Raw genomic sequence first — 18,604 nt, 5'->3', positions numbered from 1 at the left:
CGTTTTATTTTGGCGCGGCGCAGGCGTAGACTGGCTCAAACCTGAACGGGGGACGCGTCATGACCGAAGAGTTGCTGGTCCAGTTGATTGCGGAAGTCGAGAAGGAAGACCCAGTGGATTTCGCCAACCTGCCCTTCGACGAGCAGATGTTGCGAGACTTGGTTTGCAAGCTGGTGTCGCGCCAGCTGTCACAAATGGAAGACGCCCACTTCAGCCAGGACGAGGTGATCGTCTCGCTCACGGCGAGCATTGCCAAGCTGGTCCTCGAAAATCTCGTGCTGAATGCACGCCTGCTAGCACAGCAGGGGCACGGCGAAAGCGCACGCGCGCTGCTCGAGCGGATCTCTCGTCAAGCGAAGGGATAAGGGCCGGTTACGGGGCCGGCACCACGTTGTACTGCGTGCGGGCCCGCGTCAGCAGGCGCTTGGCGACGGACAGGCCGCGAATGGCGGCGTCATCGTCGTCGACCGGAAAATCAAACTCGGCGCTCCAGTTGCAGCCGGTGTGATCGGGGCGGTGAATGCACATCGCGCGCAGTTGGCACTGGGCGCACTCGGGATGTTGCTGGACGCAGCGGGCCAGCAAGGTCTTGAGTTCATCTTCGGACTTCAGACGGCGTTGCATCGGCATCTCCTGAATAACAGGGAGTTGGAACACCGAGCGCGCACTGAGTTTCGCCATGATCCCGTCGATACTGTTTCAGCAAGTTACCGGGTCACATCACGCGTTCAACACGATCGCGCCGGCCGCACCCGCACTTGTCTGACATGCGGGGCAGACGCCGTAGAGCGCGAGCGCGTGATCGCGCAGCACGAAGCCGCGCTCGTTGGCCACACGCTCCTGCCGCGACTCGATGGCGTCGTCGTGAAACTCCTCCACGCGGCCGCACGACAGGCAGATCAAGTGATCGTGGTGTGCGCCCTCGTCTAGCTCATACACCGCATGGCCGGCCTCGAACGTATGGCGCAGCAGCACGCCGGCATCCACCAGCTGATTGAGCACGCGATAGACCGTTGAGATGCCGATGTCGAGTTCCGACGTGAGCAACTGGCGGTACACATCTTCGGCGCTCAGGTGGCGGCCGTGCTCCGTACCGGCGGTGAGGATTTCCAGAATCTTGACGCGCGGCGACGTGGCTTTGAGCCCCGCCCGGCGCAGGTCGGTCGAGTTTGGCATGGCGTTCGTTGGGGCGAGATTTGGGTACAGCAGGCGGGGCACGACCGCGGGCGAGAACCAAAACGGCGACGTTGCACGCATGCACACCGGGCCGCTGCGTTCTTGAAGAAAAAAAACGGCATGGCTGGCGGCCCGGAAAAGTCGCAGTCGGGAAAGCGGGGTCTGAGTGCTTTCCCGACTGTCGGGCGGCTTGCTACTGCCAAACGCTCTGTGTGTCAGAGCGGTCCCCACAAAAGATCGGTTGCCCGGCGCTGGCTCGCAAAGAGCAGCGAGCGCACGCAGCGAAATTCGGTCCGACGTGCTGTGCTTGGAAGAGGTGCCCTGGGGGCGAATCTTTCGGCTGCAGCGCCGTCGATGGACACACTATAAATGCGAATCATTCGCATTACAAGTGTTTTCTTCGCGAATGGAGGAAGGCCTCACTCCAAGCGTGGTTGGATCGGGGGAAACGTCAGCGTGGCTCGAGCGGCAACCCGCCGGCCTTGACCCGATGGCGCGCAAGCGCCCCCGCCTTGTGCACGTGCTGTTCATAGGCCATCCAGCGCACCGCTGACGAAATTGCGGGTCGATTATGGTTGCGCCCCTAAACATGTTCAAATTAGATGGTCGACTGTTGTTCAGTGGGTTTCCAAATGATCGATCTTGTCTTGCTGCGCAGCTTTGTCACGGTGGTGGATACGGGCAACTTCACGCGCGCGGCCGAGCATTTGCACCTGACGCAATCGACCGTCAGCCAGCAGATCCTGCGGCTTGAGCAGCAGTTGGACTGCCGCCTGCTCGACCGCAGCCAGCGCCAGGTATTGCCGACGGAAGAAGGCGACCGCCTGCTCGGCTACGCGCGCCGCCTGCTGCGCCTGGCCAACGAAGCGAGCGAGGCCCTCAGCCCCGAACATACCGGCGGCGTGCTGCGCCTGGGCGTGCCGGAAGACCTCGGCAGCGGCGCGCTGATGCCGCTCATCGCCAGCTTTGCGCGCGAGCGCCCGCGGCTGCGTCTCGAGGTGGAAAGCGGCCTATCCCACCACCTCCTGCGTCTGTACCGCAACGGCGACCTCGACATGCTGCTCGTCAAGCAATGGGGCACCGATAGCGACTGCCATGCGCGCTGGGCCGAGCCCGTCTGCTGGATCGACAGCGCCGAGCGGCCGCACACGCTGCCGCTTGGGCCATCGCAACCTTCATTGCCGCTGGTGGTGTTTCCGGTGGGCGCGCTGTATCGACAAGAGATGCTGCATGCGCTGGAATCGATTGGCCAGCCGTGGCGCATCACATATTCAAGCCCGAGCCTGGCGAGCCTGTGTGCGGCGGTGAGCGCGGGGCTGGGCGTGAGCCTGCTGCCGGCCAGCACCGTACAGGCCGGACATCGCGTGCTCGGCGCTGCCGATGGTTTTCCGGAGATCGGCGGGCTGGAGCTGGCGCTGTTTGCGCGGCCCGACCTCGACAGCGCCGGGCGTGCCCTGCGGGATCGCCTTGTCGAGATGTGCGCCGCGCGTGCCCAGACGCTGCAATCTGCCGCCGGCTGAGCGCCACAGCACCAAAGAAAAAGCCGGACCCGCTGATCGCGACGTCCGGCTTGGTACGGATACGGCTGAGTTCCGCTTCAGGCAGCTTCGGCCAGCGGCACGCGGATCAGATGATCGAACGCCGATAGTGCGGCCTTCGCGCCATCGCCCGTGGCGATGATGATCTGCTTGTACGGCGTCGTGGTCGCATCGCCTGCAGCGAACACGCCTTCCGCGCTGGTCTGGCCACGCGCATCGACGACGATCTCGCCAAAGCGATTGCGTTCGAGCGCGCCGTCCAGCCATTCGGTGTTGGGCACCAGGCCGATCTGCACGAACACGCCTTCCAGCGCGACCGTGTGCTCGACGCCATCCACGCGGCTCTTGTAGCGCAAGCCATTGACCTTCTGGCCGTCACCAGTGATCTCGGTGGTCTGCGCGTTGGTCACGATGGTTGCGTTCGGCAGGCTTTGGAGCTTGCGCACCAGCACGGCATCGGCCTTCAGCTCGCTGGCGAATTCCAGCAGCGTGACGTGGCTCACCAGGCCGGCCAGGTCGATGGCCGCTTCCACGCCCGAGTTGCCACCGCCGATGACGGCCACGCGCTTGCCCTTGAACAGCGGGCCATCGCAGTGCGGGCAGTACGCCACGCCCTTGTTCTTGTACTCCTGCTCGCCCGGCACATTGACGTTGCGCCAGCGCGCGCCGGTCGACAGGATGACCGAGCGGCCCTTGAGCACCGCACCGTTGGCCAGCGTCACCTCGGCAAAGCCGCCCGGCTTGTCTGCCGGCGTGAGCTTGACTGCGCGCTGCGTGTTCATGATGTCGACGTCGTACTGGCGCACGTGCTGCTCCAGCGCGGCGGCAAACTTCGGCCCTTCGGTCTCCTGCACGGAGATGAAGTTCTCGATGCCCAGCGTGTCGAGCACCTGGCCGCCAAAACGCTCGGCCACCACGCCGGTGCGCACGCCCTTGCGTGCCGCGTACACCGCAGCCGCCGCGCCGGCCGGGCCACCACCGACGATCAGCACATCGAACGCTTCCTTGGCGGCGAGCTTTTCAGCGTCACGCGCGGCGGCGCCGGTGTCGATCTTGGCGAGGATCTCTTCCACGCCCATGCGGCCCGTGCCGAACGTTTCGCCGTTCAGGAACACGGTCGGCACGGCCATGATCTGGCGCGCCTCGATTTCGCCCTGGAACAGCGCGCCGTCAATGGCGACGTGCTGTATGCGCGGGTTGATCACGGACATCACGTTCAGCGCCTGAACCACGTCCGGGCAGTTCTGGCACGTGAGCGACATGTAGGTCTCGAAGCGGAAATCCCCTTCGATATTGCGAATCTGTTCGATGACGTCGGCTTCGAGCTTGGGCGCATAGCCGCCCACTTGCAGCAGCGCCAGCACGAGCGAGGTGAACTCGTGGCCGGTCGGGATGGCGGCAAAACGCACGCTCACATCCGCGCCGGTGCGGCGGATCAGGAACGACGGTGCGCGCTCGGCGGCGTCGCGTTGTTCCGTCAGCACGATCATGCTGGACTGCTCGGCCACGTCGCGCAGCAGGTCCATCATGTCGCGGGAGCCCTCGCTGTCATCGACGTTGGCGACCAGCTCAATGGGCTGCACGAGGCGTTCGAGGTAGGCCTTCAGTTGGGCCTTGACATCAGCATCCAGCATGACGACTTCCTTTATTCGTTGAGTCTGTAAAAAGGCGGCGACATATGCCGCCTACCCTTAAGCAAACGGCCGGCAGTGCCGGCCGTTGCGGTCAAGCGGCAAAGCCGCTTGGAACCTGTTCACGGTCCGTAGCGAGCGACCTGAGGTTAGCGCGAGAAGCGCAGCCGTACATGGGTACGGCGAGCATCGCAGGGCCAAGATCAGGCCGCGCAGTAGGACCGTGAGCAGGTTCGCTTAGATCTTGCCGACCAGGTCGAGCGACGGCTTGATCGTCTTGGCGCCTTCGTTCCACTTGGCCGGGCACACGTTGCCCGGGTTGTTGGCGACGAACTGGGCAGCCTTGAGCTTGCGCAGGGTTTCCTTCACGTCGCGGGCGATGGCGTTGTCGTGCACTTCCATCGTCTTGATCACGCCTTGCGGGTCGATCACGAACGTGCCACGCAGTGCCAGGCCTTCTTCCGGAATGTGCACGCCGAATGCGTTGGTCAGCGCGTGCGTCGGGTCACCCACCAGCGGGAACTGTGCCTTACCCACGGCCGGCGACGTTTCGTGCCACACCTTGTGCGAGAAGTGCGTGTCGGTCGTGACGATGTAGACCTCGGCGCCAGCCTTCTGGAATTCAGCGTAGTTGTCCGCTGCGTCTTCCACTTCGGTCGGGCAGTTGAAGGTGAATGCGGCCGGCATGAAGATCAGCACGGACCACTTGCCCTTGAGCGACTCATCCGTGACTTCGATGAACTTGCCGTTGTGGAACGCTTGGGCCTTGAACGGTTGGACTTGAGTATTGATCAGCGACATAGTGGTTTTCGGTTGGGTTGCTTGGTTGACAACGGAGTGGATCGTATCGTCGATCGGTGCATTGCACAAGTTGATTGATATGATTTTGTTGATTGTTTTTTTCTATTGCCCTGGCAATCGAGCGTCGCCAAGTCGAAGCACCGCATGCCTGCAACGTGCGTCTGCGCGCATAGGCGAAATTACACAGCGCACCCGCAGGTTGCACACGCTGCACGTTCCATCGCAGCGCACACATCACGTCCGGCCAAGGCGGCGTGAGCAAAGCGCCACCAGCTTGTCAGCGTCTGTCTGACTGGCATAGGTCTTGCGCCAAGAGGTCGATCGCAAACCTCCGCCGCGCATCGGCGCCCTCCACTGTTCATGCAGCTGGATGACGGCCCGGCAGGCGAATTCCCCCGGGAGCATGACCTTGTCGCTGAACGTTCTCTTCGTCGCTTCTGAAGCTGTGCCGCTGGCCAAGACCGGCGGGCTCGGAGATATGGTCGGAGCGTGCGCGAGCGCGCTTCGACGCGCCGGCATGAAAGTCACCGTGATGCTGCCGGGCTATCCCGACGCCATCACGCAGTTGCAGCACACGCGCACGGTGTGCGAGTGGACCGACCTGCCAGGTGGCCCCGCGCGCCTGTTGAGCGGGCACATGGGCGCGCAAGGCATCCCGGTACTGCTGTTGGACGCGCCGGCACTGTTCGCGCGGCCGGGCAATCCGTATCTGGATGCACATGGCGAGCCGTATGAAGACAACGCGCTGCGCTTTGCGGCGTTCAGCCAGGCCGCTGCGCGTGTCGCTGCCGGGGTGCCGGGTGTGCATCGCGCCGACATCGTGCAGGCGCACGACTGGCACGCCGGGCTGGTGCCGCTGTTCGTCAAGCGGGCGCAGGTGCCGGTGAAGACGGTCTTCACCATCCATAACCTCGCGTTCCAGGGCAATTTTCCGATGCACGTGGTGCGGGATATTGGCGTGCCGCCCGATGCAGCGCACGAAGCGGAGTTCTGGGGCCAATTTAGCTTTCTGAAGGCGGGCCTGCTTTGGGCCGATCGCATCACCACGGTGAGCCACGCCTATGCGCGCGAAATCCTGACCGACACGGCGGGTTGCGGCATGCAGGACCTGCTGCGCGCGCGACAGCAAGACCTGGTCGCCATCCTCAACGGCATCGACAACGATGTGTGGAACCCGTCGAAGGATCCGCTCCTGCCGCAGCCGTTTGTGGCGTCCAACCTGAGCGGCAAGCACACCGCCAAGCGCGTGCTGCAGCAGCGCTTTGGCCTGCCCGAAGACGCCAAGGCCCCGTTGCTTGCCCTGGGCAGCCGCTTGACCCATCAAAAGATGGCCGACGTGACGTTGCAGGCGCTGCCGCAACTGCTCGAATCCAACCCGCAATTGCAGGTGGCCGTGCTCGGGTGCGGTGAACACGCGTACGAGACGGGCATGGTGGAACTGGCGGCGCGCTATCCGCGCCAGGTGGCTACCAAGATCGGGTACACCGAGGCCTACGCCCACCTGCTGCACGCCGGCGCCGACATCCTCCTGCACGGCAGCCGCTTCGAGCCGTGCGGCCTGACGCCGCTCTATTCGATGCGCTATGGCACGGTGCCCGTCGCGTCACGCGTGGGCGGGCTGATGGACACCATCACCGATCGTGGCTCGCCCGAAGCGGCGCTGCACGGCGCCACGGGTTTCCTGTTTGACGGCGACACCGCCGACGCCATGGTCGCCGCAGTCGAGCGCGCGTTGCACGTCTTCGCCCAGCCGCAGGCGTGGCGCATCCTGCAATACAACGGCATGACGACCGACTTCGGCTGGTCGCAGCCTGCCCGCGAATACATCGCGCTGTATCGCACCCTGGTGCCGGCCGCTACGCCCATGCCCGCTGTGGCGCTGGTACAAGCGCCCGTCGCACCGGACGCTGTGCACACGCCCCGCCCCGAACAACCTGTGCGTACGCCGGCGCGGCGACGCTCGACGGCGCTGTCCGACGAGATCCGAGCGCACGCGGTGGCGCGCGCCGCCAGTGCCGAAAAGATCCGTGCCTGACCGCGCCTGACGCCCTGCCCCGCTTTCACGCATGCCAGAGACCAAGTCGCCCAAGCCCGTTACGCCTCGCAAAACCACAGCCGCACTGAAGGCGACCAAGCCGCCCGGCAGCAAAGCCAAATCGGTCGCGAAGCCGGCCGCCGTGCCCGCCGAGGGCCCGCCGACTGCGGTGGAGCCCGCGTATGCACCTGCAATCTGCTACGTCCATCCATTGCAGTTGGGTAGGCTCGACCGCTGGGACGGCGTGCTCGACCGCATTGCCGCCCTGGGTTTTGACCATGTGTTGATGGCGCCACCGTTTGCCGTGGGCGCGGCCGGCAACGTCTTCGTCACGCGGGACCATGCGCAACTGCATGCCGCGTTGGGCGGTGGGCCGGCCGACGCCGCGCTCGCCACGCTCGCCGAGGGCTGCCGCTCGCGCGGGCTGACGTTACTGCTGGATCTCGTGATCGATCGCGTGGCGATTGATGCGCCGCTGCGATCCGATCATCCCGACTGGTTCATCAGCCACGCCGAAGACGGCGACGCGCTGGACCCGCGCCTGCCGCCGTCCCACCTGGAGGTCGCCTCCTTCCGACACGACGACCCGCGCACCGCCGATGCCATCCTGACGTGGTGGACGCAGCAGTTGCGCAGCTGGGCCGCATTGGGCATCGGAGGCTTCCGCTGCGAAGCCCCGGCCCGCCTGCCTGCCGAACGTTGGCGCACGCTGATCGCCGACGTGCGCAAGGAGGCCGCCGCCATACGCTTCCTGGCGTGGACGCCCGGCATGGATGGCGCGGCCGTCGATGCACTGGCAGGCGCAGGCTTTGACGCGACGTTCTCGTCGCTGCGCTGGTGGGATTTCCGCGCCGGCTGGATGGTGGAAGAGCATGCCCGCCTTGCCGCCGTGGCTCCGCCCATCGCCACCGTGGAAGCGCCGTTCGGCACGCGCTACGGCCAGGCATTCGGCGACGCGATGATCCGCGAACGGGCCTACCGCCGTCTCCTGCACGTGGCGGATACGCTCGATGCCGGCTGGCTGATGCCGTTGGGCTTTGAACGCGGGGCACTGCTGCCGATGCTGGCCGAGCGTGGCGATCCATCCGACCAGCAATGGATTGACGCGCATGCCGCGTTCGACCTGAGCGATGCAGTGCGTGATGTGAATGCAACCATCCGCGCTGCCCGCGAGACGAATACCGTCGCACCGCATGCGGAACTGCGCATGCTGACGGGCCCGGACGCGCCCGCCACCGCCCTCTTGCGCGCTGATGGCCCCGACCTGCGTGCCGGCGATGCCGCCACGCTGACGGTCATCAACCCCGACCTCTACATGGGCGTGTCGGTGCATGCCGACCACTTCCTGCCCGGCGTGGCCGGCGGCTTTACGCGCGGCGTGGCGCTCGATCTGCTGACGGAGCCCGTCGGCAGTTGCGACGACACGCTGCGTGCCAATGCCCGGCCCTTGGCCGAGATCGATCTGCTGCCCGGCGATGTGCAGGTCTGGCGCGTCTTCCGCAATGCCCCGGTGCGCGCTCCCGCGGCCGCCAGGCCAGCCAAGAGCCCGCGCGCCAAGGCGGGCGAAGCGAAGGATCCTGTCAACGCAGCCATCGCCTCGCCGCGCATCGGTATCGAACAGGTGCAGCCCTCCGTTGAAGACGGACGCTTTGCCGTCAAGCGCCTGGTGGGCGACGACATCGTCGTCGAGGCCGACGTGCTGATGGATGGGCACGACAAGCTGGCCGTCCAGCTGCTGTGGCGCGCCCAGGATGAAGACTCCTGGCAGCACGTGCCGATGGTCGCGCTCGGCAACGACCGCTGGCGGGGCGCATTCCGGCCGGAGCGGTTGGGCCGGCACGTGTATGCCGTCGCTGCGTGGCGCGACGCGTTCGGCACCTACCGGTCTGAACTGGAGAAGAAGCACACCGCCGGCGTGGACGTGACACTGGAGCTGGAAGAAGGCGCGCGGCTGGTCGCACAGGCAGCCGAGCATGCGCCCAAGAATGCAGCCGCCGACGCGCTCCACAAGCTCGCCCAACTGCTGTCGGAGCCAGACCAGGCGCACCGTCTCAAGCTGCTGCTGGACCCCGTGACGGCGCTTGTGATGGCGCAGGCCTCGCACTACCGGCCGTTCTATGTCGAAAGCGTGGCGTACCCGCTCGACGTGGAACGCGCTGGCGCGGCATTCGCCAGCTGGTACGAACTGTTTCCCCGCTCGGCATCGGATGACGAACAGCGGCACGGCACGTTCGACGACGTGATCCGCCGCCTGGGCGCCATCCGCGGCATGGGCTTCGACGTGCTGTACTTCCCGCCGATCCATCCCATCGGCCGCACCAACCGCAAGGGCCGCAACAACAGCCTGCGCGCGGAGCCCGACGACCCCGGCAGCCCGTACGCGATCGGCGCTGCCGAAGGCGGACACGACGCCATCCATCCGCAGCTCGGTACGTTGGAGGATTTCCGCCGCTTGATGCGCGCGGCGCGTGAGAAGGGCCTGGAGCTGGCGCTGGACTTCGCCATTCAATGCTCGCCCGATCACCCTTGGCTGCGCGAGCACCCCGGCTGGTTTGCATGGCGCCCTGACGGCAGCATCAAATACGCGGAGAACCCGCCCAAGAAATACGAAGACATCGTCAACGTCGACTTCTATGCCGACGACGCCAGGCCCGGTCTGTGGACCGCACTGCGCGATGTGGTGATGTTCTGGGCCGACGAGGGCGTGCGCCTGTTCCGCGTTGACAATCCGCACACCAAGCCGCTGCCGTTCTGGGAATGGATGATCGGCGAGGTGCGCGCACGCTATCCGGATACGGTGTTCCTGTCGGAAGCCTTTACGCGGCCCAAGGTGATGTACCGGCTGGCGAAGGTCGGGTTCTCGCAGTCGTACACGTACTTCACGTGGCGGCACACCAAGCAGGAATTCATCGATTACCTGACCGAGCTGACGCGCACGCCGGTGCGTGAATATTTCCGCCCGCACTTCTTCGTCAATACGCCGGATATCAACCCGGTGTTCCTGCAGACATCGGGCCGGCCGGCCTTCCTGATTCGTGCGGCGCTGGCGGCCACGCTGTCCGGCCTGTGGGGCGTCTATAACGGCTTCGAGCTGTGCGAAGGCGCCGCGGTGCCCGGCAAGGAGGAGTACCTCGACTCCGAGAAGTACCAGTTGCGCGCGTGGGACCACAACCGCCCCGGCAACATCGTCAAGGAGATCGCACTGCTCAACCGCATCCGCCGAGCCAACCCAGCACTGCACTCGCATCTGGGTGTGACGTTCCAGCCCGCCTCGGGCGACCGGATCCTGTTCTTCAGCAAATCGACGCCGCCCGTGCTGCCGGCGCGGCTGGAAACCGCACCGGCCGAACTGGCCGAACCGGCCAACGCGCTGTCGCCGGACCGCTTTGGAGACAACACGGTGTTCGTGGCGATCAACCTCGACCCGCACCACGCGCACGAATCCGACATCGAACTGCCACTGTGGCAATGGGGCCTGCCCGACCACGGCGCGCTGATGGCCGAGAACCTGGTCAACGGCCAGCGCACCGTGTGGCGCGGCAAGTGGCAGCACATCCGTCTTGAACCCGAGCATCCGTTTGCCATCTGGCGCGTGCGCCCGGCCCTGCCATCGGAGGAACAACCGTCATGACGCGCAATCCGACCGCGCTGCTGGTGGACGACGCGCTCTGGTACAAGGATGCCGTCATCTATCAGCTGCACGTCAAATCGTTCTGCGATTCCGACAACGACGGCGTCGGAGACTTTCCCGGTCTGATCTCCAAGCTCGACTACATTGCCGAGTTGGGCGTGGACGTGATCTGGCTGCTGCCGTTCTATCCGTCGCCGCGCCGCGACGACGGCTACGACATCGCCGAATACCGCGGCGTGCACCCCGATTACGGCAACATGGCCGACGTGCGCCGCTTCATTGCCGAGGCGCATGCACGGGGCCTGCGCGTGATCACGGAACTGGTCATCAACCACACGTCGGATCAGCATCCGTGGTTCCAGCGTGCGCGGCGCGCCAAGCCGGGTTCCGCGCTGCGCGACTTCTACGTGTGGTCTGACAACGACAAGAAGTACGCCGGCACGCGCATCATCTTCATCGATACCGAGCCGTCCAACTGGACGTGGGACCCGGTGGCCAACGCCTACTACTGGCACCGCTTCTATTCCCACCAGCCCGATCTCAACTTCGACAACCCGCGCGTGCTCAAGGCCGTGATCGGCGTGATGAAGTTCTGGCTGAACCTGGGCGTGGACGGCCTGCGGCTCGATGCCGTGCCCTACCTCGTGGAGCGCGAAGGCACATCGAACGAGAACCTGCCCGAGACGCACGAAGTGCTGCGCAAGATTCGCGCGGCCATGGACGGCGAGTTCAAGAACCGCCTGCTGCTGGCCGAGGCCAACCAGTGGCCGGAAGACACGCAGGAATACTTCGGTGCCGGAGACGAATGCCACATGGCGTTCCACTTTCCGCTGATGCCGCGCATGTACATGGCGATCGCGCGTGAAGACCGCTTCCCGATCACCGACATCATGCGCCAGACGCCGGAGGTGCCGCCCGGCTGCCAATGGGCCATCTTCCTGCGCAATCACGACGAATTGACGCTCGAAATGGTGACCGATGCCGAGCGCGACTACCTCTGGGAGGTCTACGCCAGCGACCGCCGCGCGCGCCTGAACTTGGGCATCCGCCGCCGGCTGGCACCGCTGCTGGAACGCGACCGCCGCCGCGTCGAGCTGATGAACAGCCTGCTCTTCTCCATGCCAGGCACGCCCGTCATGTATTACGGCGACGAAATCGGCATGGGCGACAACATCCACCTGGGTGACCGCGACGGGGTGCGCACGCCGATGCAGTGGTCGCCCGACCGCAACGGCGGCTTCTCGCGCGCCGACCCAGAACAGCTCGTGCTGCCGGCCATCATGGGCTCGCTGTACGGCTATGAATCGGTGAACGTGGAAGCGCAGAGCCGCGACGCGCATTCGCTGCTGAACTGGACGCGCCGGCTGCTTGCCACACGCAAGCGGCATCGCGTGTTCGGGCGGGGTTCGATCCAGTTCCTGCAGCCGTCCAACCGCAAGGTGCTGGCGTATATCCGCGCGCTCGAGGGCGAAGCGCCCATCCTCTGCGTGGCGAACCTCTCCCGCGCCTCGCAGGCTGTGGAGCTGGATTTGTCCGCCTTTGCGCAGCGGGTGCCCGTCGAACTGATTGGCGGGACGGCATTTCCGCCCATCGGCCAGTTGTCGTATCTGCTCACGCTGCCGCCGTACGCCTTCTATTGGCTGGAGCTGCGCGAGAACGAGCCTGGCCCAACCTGGTCGCAACCGGCCTCAGAGCAATTGCCCGAGTTCACGACGCTGGTGCTGCGTGCCGGCCTGGATGCCCTGGCCGATACGCGACAGCGCGAGGCGCATCGCCAGTTGATCGAGCGCGAAATCCTGCCGAGCTATCTGCCGAAGCGGCGCTGGTTTGCCGCCAAGGACAGCGTGCTGCGGAGCGCGAAGTTTGCCTGGGGCGCGCCCGTGCCGGTGGATGCCGCATCGACCAACCGCCCGCTGGCTGGGGCGACGCGGCCGGAGGTGTTCCTCAACGAAGTGGCTGTCACGCTGGGCAGTCCGGACGGCACCGAGCGCGTCGAGCGCTACCTGCTGCCGCTTTCCATCGCATGGGAATCATCCACGCTGCCGGCGCTGCCCATCCAGCTTGCGCTGGCGCGCGTGCGGCGCGGCCGCCATGTCGGCTACCTCACTGACGCTTTCACCACCGAGACCTTCGCCCGAGCGCTACTCACCAACCTTGTGCGCGGCACCACGTTGGAGGCCAATGACGGCACCGTGCATTTCGAGCCTGAGCCGAACATCGCAGAACTGGCGGAGCCGGCCGGGTCGGCTGCCAGCCCCGAAGCCGGCAGCACGCGCCCCGCGCCGCTGCCGCTTGCGCCCGACACGCCCATCCAGTGGCTGGCGGCCGAGCAATCGAACAGCTCACTGGTGATTGGCGAGTCGGTCATCGTCAAGCTCATCCGGCGTATCGCCACGGGCATCCACCCCGAGGTGGAGATGACGCGCCATCTCACGCGCGTGGGCTATGCCAACACGGCGGCGCTGATCGGCGAGGTCTCTCACCACGCTGCCGATGGTGAACGCGCCACGCTGGCCGTCATGCAGAGCTTCGTTCCCAACCAGGGCGATGCCTGGACATGGGCATTGGACTATCTGCGTCGCACCATCGACGAGCTGGCCGTGCAGATGGAGGGCGTGACTTCCGGCGATGGTGAGTCGTCTCCGGTTGCCGTGTCGGAGGCGCGCGTGGATACCGACGAGGCGCTGGCCGGCTACGTCAACTTCATCGGCGTGATCGGCACGCGGCTGGGCGAACTGCATGCCGCGCTGGCCGCGCCCACCGAAGACCCGAGCTTCGGCGCGCGCATTGCAGACGCCGACGATGCCGCCTACTGGACCGCCCGCGTGAGCGAACAGCTCACCCGCGCGCACGACAACCTGACGGCATGGCAACAGCAAAACCCCGACAGCCCGCGGCAAGCCGATGTGCAGTGGCTGCTGTCGCAACACCAGGCGCTGCTCGACGCCGCGCGCACGCATGCCGAAGACGGCCTGGGCGCCACGCTCTCGCGCATCCACGGCGATTTCCACCTCGGCCAGGTACTGGTGGCGCAGGGCGATGCCTTCCTGATCGACTTTGAAGGCGAGCCCTCCCGCCCGGTGGAAGAACGCCGGCGCAAGACCAGTCCGCTGCGCGACGTGGCCGGGCTCATGCGCTCGCTCGACTACGTGGTGGGCGCCATGCGTCAGGGCCCCGAACACGTGGCCGGCCCGGCGCAGGAACGCCGCAATCACCTGTTGGAACGCTTCCGCGCTGCGTCCACCGAACGCTTCCTGGAGGCGTATGCCGCTGCCATTCGCGGGCCCGATCTGAACGCGCCGGACCAGCCGGTGGTCGACTTTCATCTGCTCGATCTTTTCCTGCTGGAGAAGGCCGCGTACGAGGTCAATTACGAAGCATCCAACCGCCCGACCTGGCTGCCGATTCCGCTGGAAGGTTTCACGCGGGTGGCACGTCGCCTGCTGCATGCAGACCCAACATCCCCCGCTGCAGAAGACTCGACCGGAGGCCCCCCGTGACAGCGCTCGACTTTGCCACGCCAACCAAAACCGCCGCCCAACCCGAAGCACCGGTCGTGCTGCCGCCCGGCGTCGACCAGATGCAGGTCGATGTGCTCACGCATGGCCGCCTGGGTGACCCGTTTGCAGTGCTGGGGCCGCATCGCCTCGATACCGAAGATGGCCCGCGCTGGGTCGTGCGCGCGTTCTATCCGGGGGCGCGCCGCGTGCAGGCCATCGACTCGCGCGGCCAGATCATCACGGAAATGGATCCGATCGGGCGTACAGGCTTGTTTCACGGCCCGCTGCGCGCCGATGCGCAGGATGTGTATGGCCACCCGGAGCTGTATCGCCTGCGCATCATCTGGCCCGCCGGCACCGGACATGAAGCCGTGCAGGAAACCGAAGACCCGTACGCCTTCGGTCTGCTGCTGGGTGACCTCGACCTGCATCTGCTCAACGAGGGCACGCATTGGGCGCTGGCAAGCTGTCTGGGCGCGCAGGCGATGCGCCTCGACGGTATCAGCGGCGTGCGCTTTGCGGTATGGGCGCCGAACGCGCAGCGCGTCTCGGTGGTGGGTGAGTTCAACCAGTGGGACGGCCGTCGCCACCCCATGCGCCTGCGCCACCAGGCCGGCGTGTGGGAACTGTTTCTGCCCAGCGGCCTGGGCGCGGGACCGGGCGCGCGCTACAAGTTCGAACTGATCGGCGCAGACGGCCGGCTGGTGGTCAAGGCCGACCCCGCCGCCCGCCAGACCGAACCGCCGCCCGCCACCGCATCCGTCGTCGCCGACCCGGCGCCGCTGCGCTGGAACGACGACGCATGGATGCAAACGCGCGCCGAACGCCACAAGCCCGACGCGCCCATCAGCATCTATGAAGTGCATGCCGGCTCCTGGCTGCGCGATCTGGAGGACGGCGGCCGCAACCTGCACTGGGATGAACTGGCCGACCGGCTGATCCCCTACGTCACCGCGCTCGGCTTCACGCACATTGAACTGCTGCCAGTGGCGGAACACCCGTTCGGCGGCAGTTGGGGCTATCAGCCGCTGGGGCTGTTCGCACCGTCTGCGCGCTTTGGGGCGCCCGAGGCGTTCGCGCGCTTTGTCGACCGCTGCCATCAGGCTGGCCTGGGCGTCATCGTCGATTGGGTGCCCGCGCACTTTCCGACCGACGCGCACGGGCTGGCGCAGTTTGACGGCACCGCGCTGTATGAACACCAGGACCCGCGCGAAGGTTTCCATCAGGACTGGAACACGCTCATCTACAACTTCGGCCGCAACGAAGTGCGCGGATTCCTCATCGCGAGCGGGCTGGAATGGCTGGAGCGGTTCCACATTGACGGCCTGCGCGTGGATGCCGTGGCGTCGATGCTCTATCGCGACTACTCGCGCCGCGCCGGCGAATGGGTGCCCAACCGCTACGGCGGCCGCGAAAACCTCGAAGCCGTGGCGTTCCTGCAGCAGATGAATACGGTCGTGCACGAACGCTGCCCCGGCGCCATCACCATCGCCGAAGAGTCGACCGCCTGGCCTGGCGTGACCGCGCCCGTGGAATTCAATGGCCTGGGCTTCGACTACAAGTGGAACATGGGTTGGATGCACGACACGCTGCACTACATGCAGCGCGACCCGGTGTACCGGCAGCACCATCACGACGGCATGACGTTCGGGCTGGTGTACGCGTTCTCCGAGCACTTCATCCTGCCGATCTCGCATGACGAAGTGGTGCACGGCAAGGGCTCGCTGCTGGGCAAGATGCCCGGCGATGAATGGCAACGGCTGGCGAACCTGCGCGCCTACCTCGCGTTCATGTGGACGCACCCCGGCAAGAAGTTGCTGTTCATGGGCTGCGAGTTCGGGCAAGTGGGCGAGTGGAACCACGATGCATCGCCCGAATGGCATCTGCTGGACGACCCGCGGCACCGTGGCGTGCAGCGGCTGGTGCACGACCTCAATGCGCTGTACCGGAATGAACCGTCATTGCATGCGCGGGACACCGCGCCGGAAGGGTTCAACTGGGTGATTGGCGACGACCGCACCAACAGCGTGTTTGCTTTCCTGCGGCTGGATGGCGACGGGCGGCCGATGCTCGTGGTAGCGAACATGACGCCGGTACCGCGGGAAGGGTATCGCATTGGCGTGCCACCTGCTGAAGGCGCCACGCATTGGCGGGAAGTGCTGAACACGGATGCTGCCGTGTATGGCGGCAGCGATTTCGGGAACAGCGGAGCGGTGGATGTGGACCACGTGGCTGCGCATGGGCAGGGGCAGTCGTTGGTGTTGAGGCTGCCGCCGCTGGGGGTTGTTGTTTTGAAGGTTTGAGTTTTGTTTTGGGTTTTTGTTTTGGTGTTGGTGGTTTGCCTTTCTTTCATCCCCTGCCGGGGCTGACTCACTTTCTTTGTCTTGCCAAAGAAAGTAAGCAAAGAAAGGCGCGCCCGAGATGGCGAAAGACTCCTTGAATTTATGTCGCAGAGAGGGGAAGGGAAAAACTCGCTTCGCTCAGACAGTTTCCCTTCCTTTTTCCTCTCTGCAACAGAAATTCAAGGCGCCATCTAGGGCAGGGTACGGCTACACCGTCGTGGCACTAGCGTTGGAGTAGGAGCACGCGGCTTCGTGCGCCATGTTCTTGCTGTGACTTGGGGTTCTGCGGTTCAACTTCGAAGTTCAGAACGCGTACATCGAGGTTGTGAACGGGTGCTTTGGAGTTCGGAGATTTCGACTTTGAGGTTCTGAACCTGGACTTTGAGGTGCTGAACTCCGACTTCGGAGTTCCGAACTTGAGCTTTGGGGTTCTGAACTCGGACGTTGGGGTTCTGGACTCCGACTCTGAGGTTCTGAACTCGGACTTTGATGTTCTGAACCTGAATTTTGAGGTTCTGAACGCCAGCTTTGAGGGTCCGAAGGGCAACGTTGATGAATCGCCCCGGCCCCAGTAGACACCTGTGAGCCTCAAACTAGAGGTTAGACAGGAGTTGCGATGAGTGCGCAGAGATACACCGAAGAATTCAAGGTTGAGGCGGTCAATCAGGTCTTGGACAGAGGCCACAGCGTGGCCGAGGTCGCGCAGCGGTTAGGCGTGAGCCAGCACAGCCTGTACCAGTGGATCAAACAGCGACGCCAGCCCGTGGCAGAGCCGCAAGGGCAGGTATCGCAATCCGAGGAGGTACGTAGGCTCAAGGCCGAGCTCAAACGGGTGACCGAGGAGCGCGACATCCTAAAAAAGGCCGCAGCGTACTTTGCCAAGCAGTCCGGGTGAGGTACGCCTTCATCAAGGCGCACGCGGGTCAATACAGCGTGCGCCGTCTGTGCAAAGCGATGGCGGTGCATCCCAGCGGTTATTACGCGTGGCAGGCGCAGCCCTTGAGCCCGCGTGCGAAGGACGACCAGCGCCTGCTTGGACTACTCAAGCAGGCGTGGTTGGAGAGCGGCGGGGTCTATGGCTATCGCAAGCTCACCCTGGACATGCGCGACTTGGGTGAGCGCTGCGGCAAACACCGCGTGGCGCGGCTGCTCAAGGCCGAGGGATTGCGTTCTCAATCAGGCTACCGCCGACGCCCTGCCGGGCGTGCCGGCAAGCCGGCGGTGGTCGCCCCCAATCATCTGCAGCGGCAGTTCACAGTCGACGCTCCGAACCAGTCCTGGGTGACCGATATCACCTATATCCGTACACACGAAGGCTGGCTGTACCTGAGCGTGGTCATCGACCTGTGGTCACGCATGGTCGTCGGGTGGTCCATGGGGCAGCGCATCGATACCCAGTTGGCGCTGGATGCCTTGCTGATGGCGCTGTGGCGGCGCCGCCCGCACCAGCAGGTGCTGATTCACTCGGATCAGGGGTGTCAGTTCACCGGCCACACCTGGCAAAGCTTCCTGCGCGAGCACAACCTGCTGTGCAGCATGAGCCGGCGCGGCAACTGCCACGACAACGCCGTGGCGGAGAGCTTCTTCCAGTTGCTCAAACGCGAGCGGGTGCGCCGACAGATCTATGCCACACGGCAGGAGGCCAAGTCCGACGTCTTCAACTACATCGAGATGTTCTACAACCCAACACGGCGCCATTCGAGCGCCAACGGACTATCGCCGGTAGAGTTCGAACAACGCCATTCCCCACGGCTCGTGGGTGTCTAGGAAAGTCGGGGCGATTCATGAAGTACTCGAACGCCAACGTTGAGGTTCTGAACTTCATCGTTGAGATTCCGAACGCCAACGTTGACGTTCAGAACTCCAATCCCGGGGCTTTGAGCCCCGACAGAAAGAAGCACCCAGCGCCACGGGAGGTGCCCAGCCGGTATGGCCGCCCCTGCCCTAGAT

11 protein-coding genes are annotated in these 18,604 nt (G+C 65.1%); 7 read left to right on the top strand and 4 right to left on the bottom strand.

Annotated features, from left to right (window positions below; all coding sequences use genetic code 11):
- Positions 1-59: 59 nt before the first annotated feature.
- On the top strand, positions 60-365 hold the full coding sequence (locus tag RP6297_RS19345) for a hypothetical protein (RefSeq protein WP_009240365.1): 306 nt from the start codon (positions 60-62) through the stop codon (positions 363-365).
- A 7-nt stretch (positions 366-372) separates the two neighbouring features.
- Here RP6297_RS19345 and RP6297_RS19340 read toward each other — a convergent pair whose 3' ends face one another.
- The gene (locus RP6297_RS19340; protein ID WP_009240364.1) at positions 373-624 is read right to left on the bottom strand and encodes a hypothetical protein; all 252 of its coding nucleotides are present in this window, start codon (positions 622-624) and stop codon (positions 373-375) included.
- A gap of 96 nt (positions 625-720) precedes the next feature.
- Positions 721-1,176, bottom strand: coding sequence for a ferric iron uptake transcriptional regulator (gene fur, locus RP6297_RS19335; RefSeq protein WP_009277007.1), 456 nt, complete (start codon positions 1,174-1,176; stop codon positions 721-723).
- 632 nt (positions 1,177-1,808) lie between these two features.
- On the opposite strand from fur, the gene RP6297_RS19330 reads away from it, so the two are divergent.
- Positions 1,809-2,696, top strand: a complete 888-nt coding sequence (locus RP6297_RS19330; protein WP_009277008.1) for a LysR family transcriptional regulator — start codon at positions 1,809-1,811, stop codon at positions 2,694-2,696.
- 77 nt (positions 2,697-2,773) lie between these two features.
- On the opposite strand, the gene ahpF is transcribed toward RP6297_RS19330, so the two are convergent.
- Both ahpF and ahpC read right to left on the bottom strand, forming a co-directional pair.
- On the bottom strand, positions 2,774-4,348 hold the full coding sequence (gene ahpF / locus RP6297_RS19325) for an alkyl hydroperoxide reductase subunit F (RefSeq protein ID WP_009240361.1): 1,575 nt from the start codon (positions 4,346-4,348) through the stop codon (positions 2,774-2,776).
- A 234-nt stretch (positions 4,349-4,582) separates the two neighbouring features.
- Positions 4,583-5,146, bottom strand: a complete 564-nt coding sequence (ahpC, locus tag RP6297_RS19320; protein ID WP_004627987.1) for an alkyl hydroperoxide reductase subunit C — start codon at positions 5,144-5,146, stop codon at positions 4,583-4,585.
- Between the two features lie 403 nt (positions 5,147-5,549).
- Here ahpC and glgA point away from each other — a divergent pair, with 403 nt between their 5' ends.
- The 5 genes from glgA (at position 5,550) to RP6297_RS19295 (ending at position 18,421) form a co-directional block, all read left to right on the top strand.
- The gene (gene glgA, locus RP6297_RS19315; RefSeq protein WP_009277009.1) at positions 5,550-7,181 is read left to right on the top strand and encodes a glycogen synthase GlgA; all 1,632 of its coding nucleotides are present in this window, start codon (positions 5,550-5,552) and stop codon (positions 7,179-7,181) included.
- Positions 7,182-7,212: 31 nt separating this feature from the next.
- On the top strand, positions 7,213-10,812 hold the full coding sequence (locus tag RP6297_RS19310) for a maltotransferase domain-containing protein (RefSeq protein WP_009240359.1): 3,600 nt from the start codon (positions 7,213-7,215) through the stop codon (positions 10,810-10,812).
- Positions 10,809-14,312, top strand: a complete 3,504-nt coding sequence (gene treS / locus RP6297_RS19305; RefSeq protein ID WP_009240358.1) for a maltose alpha-D-glucosyltransferase — start codon at positions 10,809-10,811, stop codon at positions 14,310-14,312. The genes RP6297_RS19310 and treS overlap by 4 nt, the downstream gene beginning before the upstream one ends.
- A complete protein-coding gene (gene glgB / locus RP6297_RS19300) occupies positions 14,309-16,615 on the top strand; it encodes a 1,4-alpha-glucan branching protein GlgB (RefSeq protein WP_009240357.1) in 2,307 nt (768 codons plus the stop codon). Before treS ends, glgB begins: the two co-directional genes overlap by 4 nt.
- Before the next feature lie 655 nt (positions 16,616-17,270).
- A protein-coding gene (locus tag RP6297_RS19295; RefSeq protein WP_086003189.1) for an IS3 family transposase occupies positions 17,271-18,421 on the top strand; the annotation gives its coding sequence in 2 pieces (ribosomal slippage) (positions 17,271-17,517 and positions 17,517-18,421; 1,152 coding nt in all).
- The last annotated feature ends 183 nt before the right edge of the window (positions 18,422-18,604 follow it).

Origin of the sequence: Ralstonia pickettii (genome assembly GCF_016466415.2) — a bacterium.
GTDB lineage: Bacteria > Pseudomonadota > Gammaproteobacteria > Burkholderiales > Burkholderiaceae > Ralstonia > Ralstonia pickettii.
Note: the sequence above shows the minus strand (reverse complement) of the source record. Positions and strands in the feature narration are given on the sequence as shown.

Excerpts from the sequence above, each read along its gene's own strand:
- fur (WP_009277007.1), bottom strand. The coding sequence starts at position 1,176 with ATGCCAAACTCGACCGACCTGCGCCGGGCGGGGCTCAAAGCCACGTCG.
- ahpC (WP_004627987.1), bottom strand. The coding sequence starts at position 5,146 with ATGTCGCTGATCAATACTCAAGTCCAACCGTTCAAGGCCCAAGCGTTC.
- ahpF (WP_009240361.1), bottom strand. The coding sequence starts at position 4,348 with ATGCTGGATGCTGATGTCAAGGCCCAACTGAAGGCCTACCTCGAACGC.
- RP6297_RS19310 (WP_009240359.1), top strand. The coding sequence starts at position 7,213 with ATGCCAGAGACCAAGTCGCCCAAGCCCGTTACGCCTCGCAAAACCACA.
- treS (WP_009240358.1), top strand. The coding sequence starts at position 10,809 with ATGACGCGCAATCCGACCGCGCTGCTGGTGGACGACGCGCTCTGGTAC.
- RP6297_RS19345 (WP_009240365.1), top strand. The coding sequence starts at position 60 with ATGACCGAAGAGTTGCTGGTCCAGTTGATTGCGGAAGTCGAGAAGGAA.
- RP6297_RS19340 (WP_009240364.1), bottom strand. The coding sequence starts at position 624 with ATGCAACGCCGTCTGAAGTCCGAAGATGAACTCAAGACCTTGCTGGCC.
- glgA (WP_009277009.1), top strand. The coding sequence starts at position 5,550 with ATGACCTTGTCGCTGAACGTTCTCTTCGTCGCTTCTGAAGCTGTGCCG.
- RP6297_RS19330 (WP_009277008.1), top strand. The coding sequence starts at position 1,809 with ATGATCGATCTTGTCTTGCTGCGCAGCTTTGTCACGGTGGTGGATACG.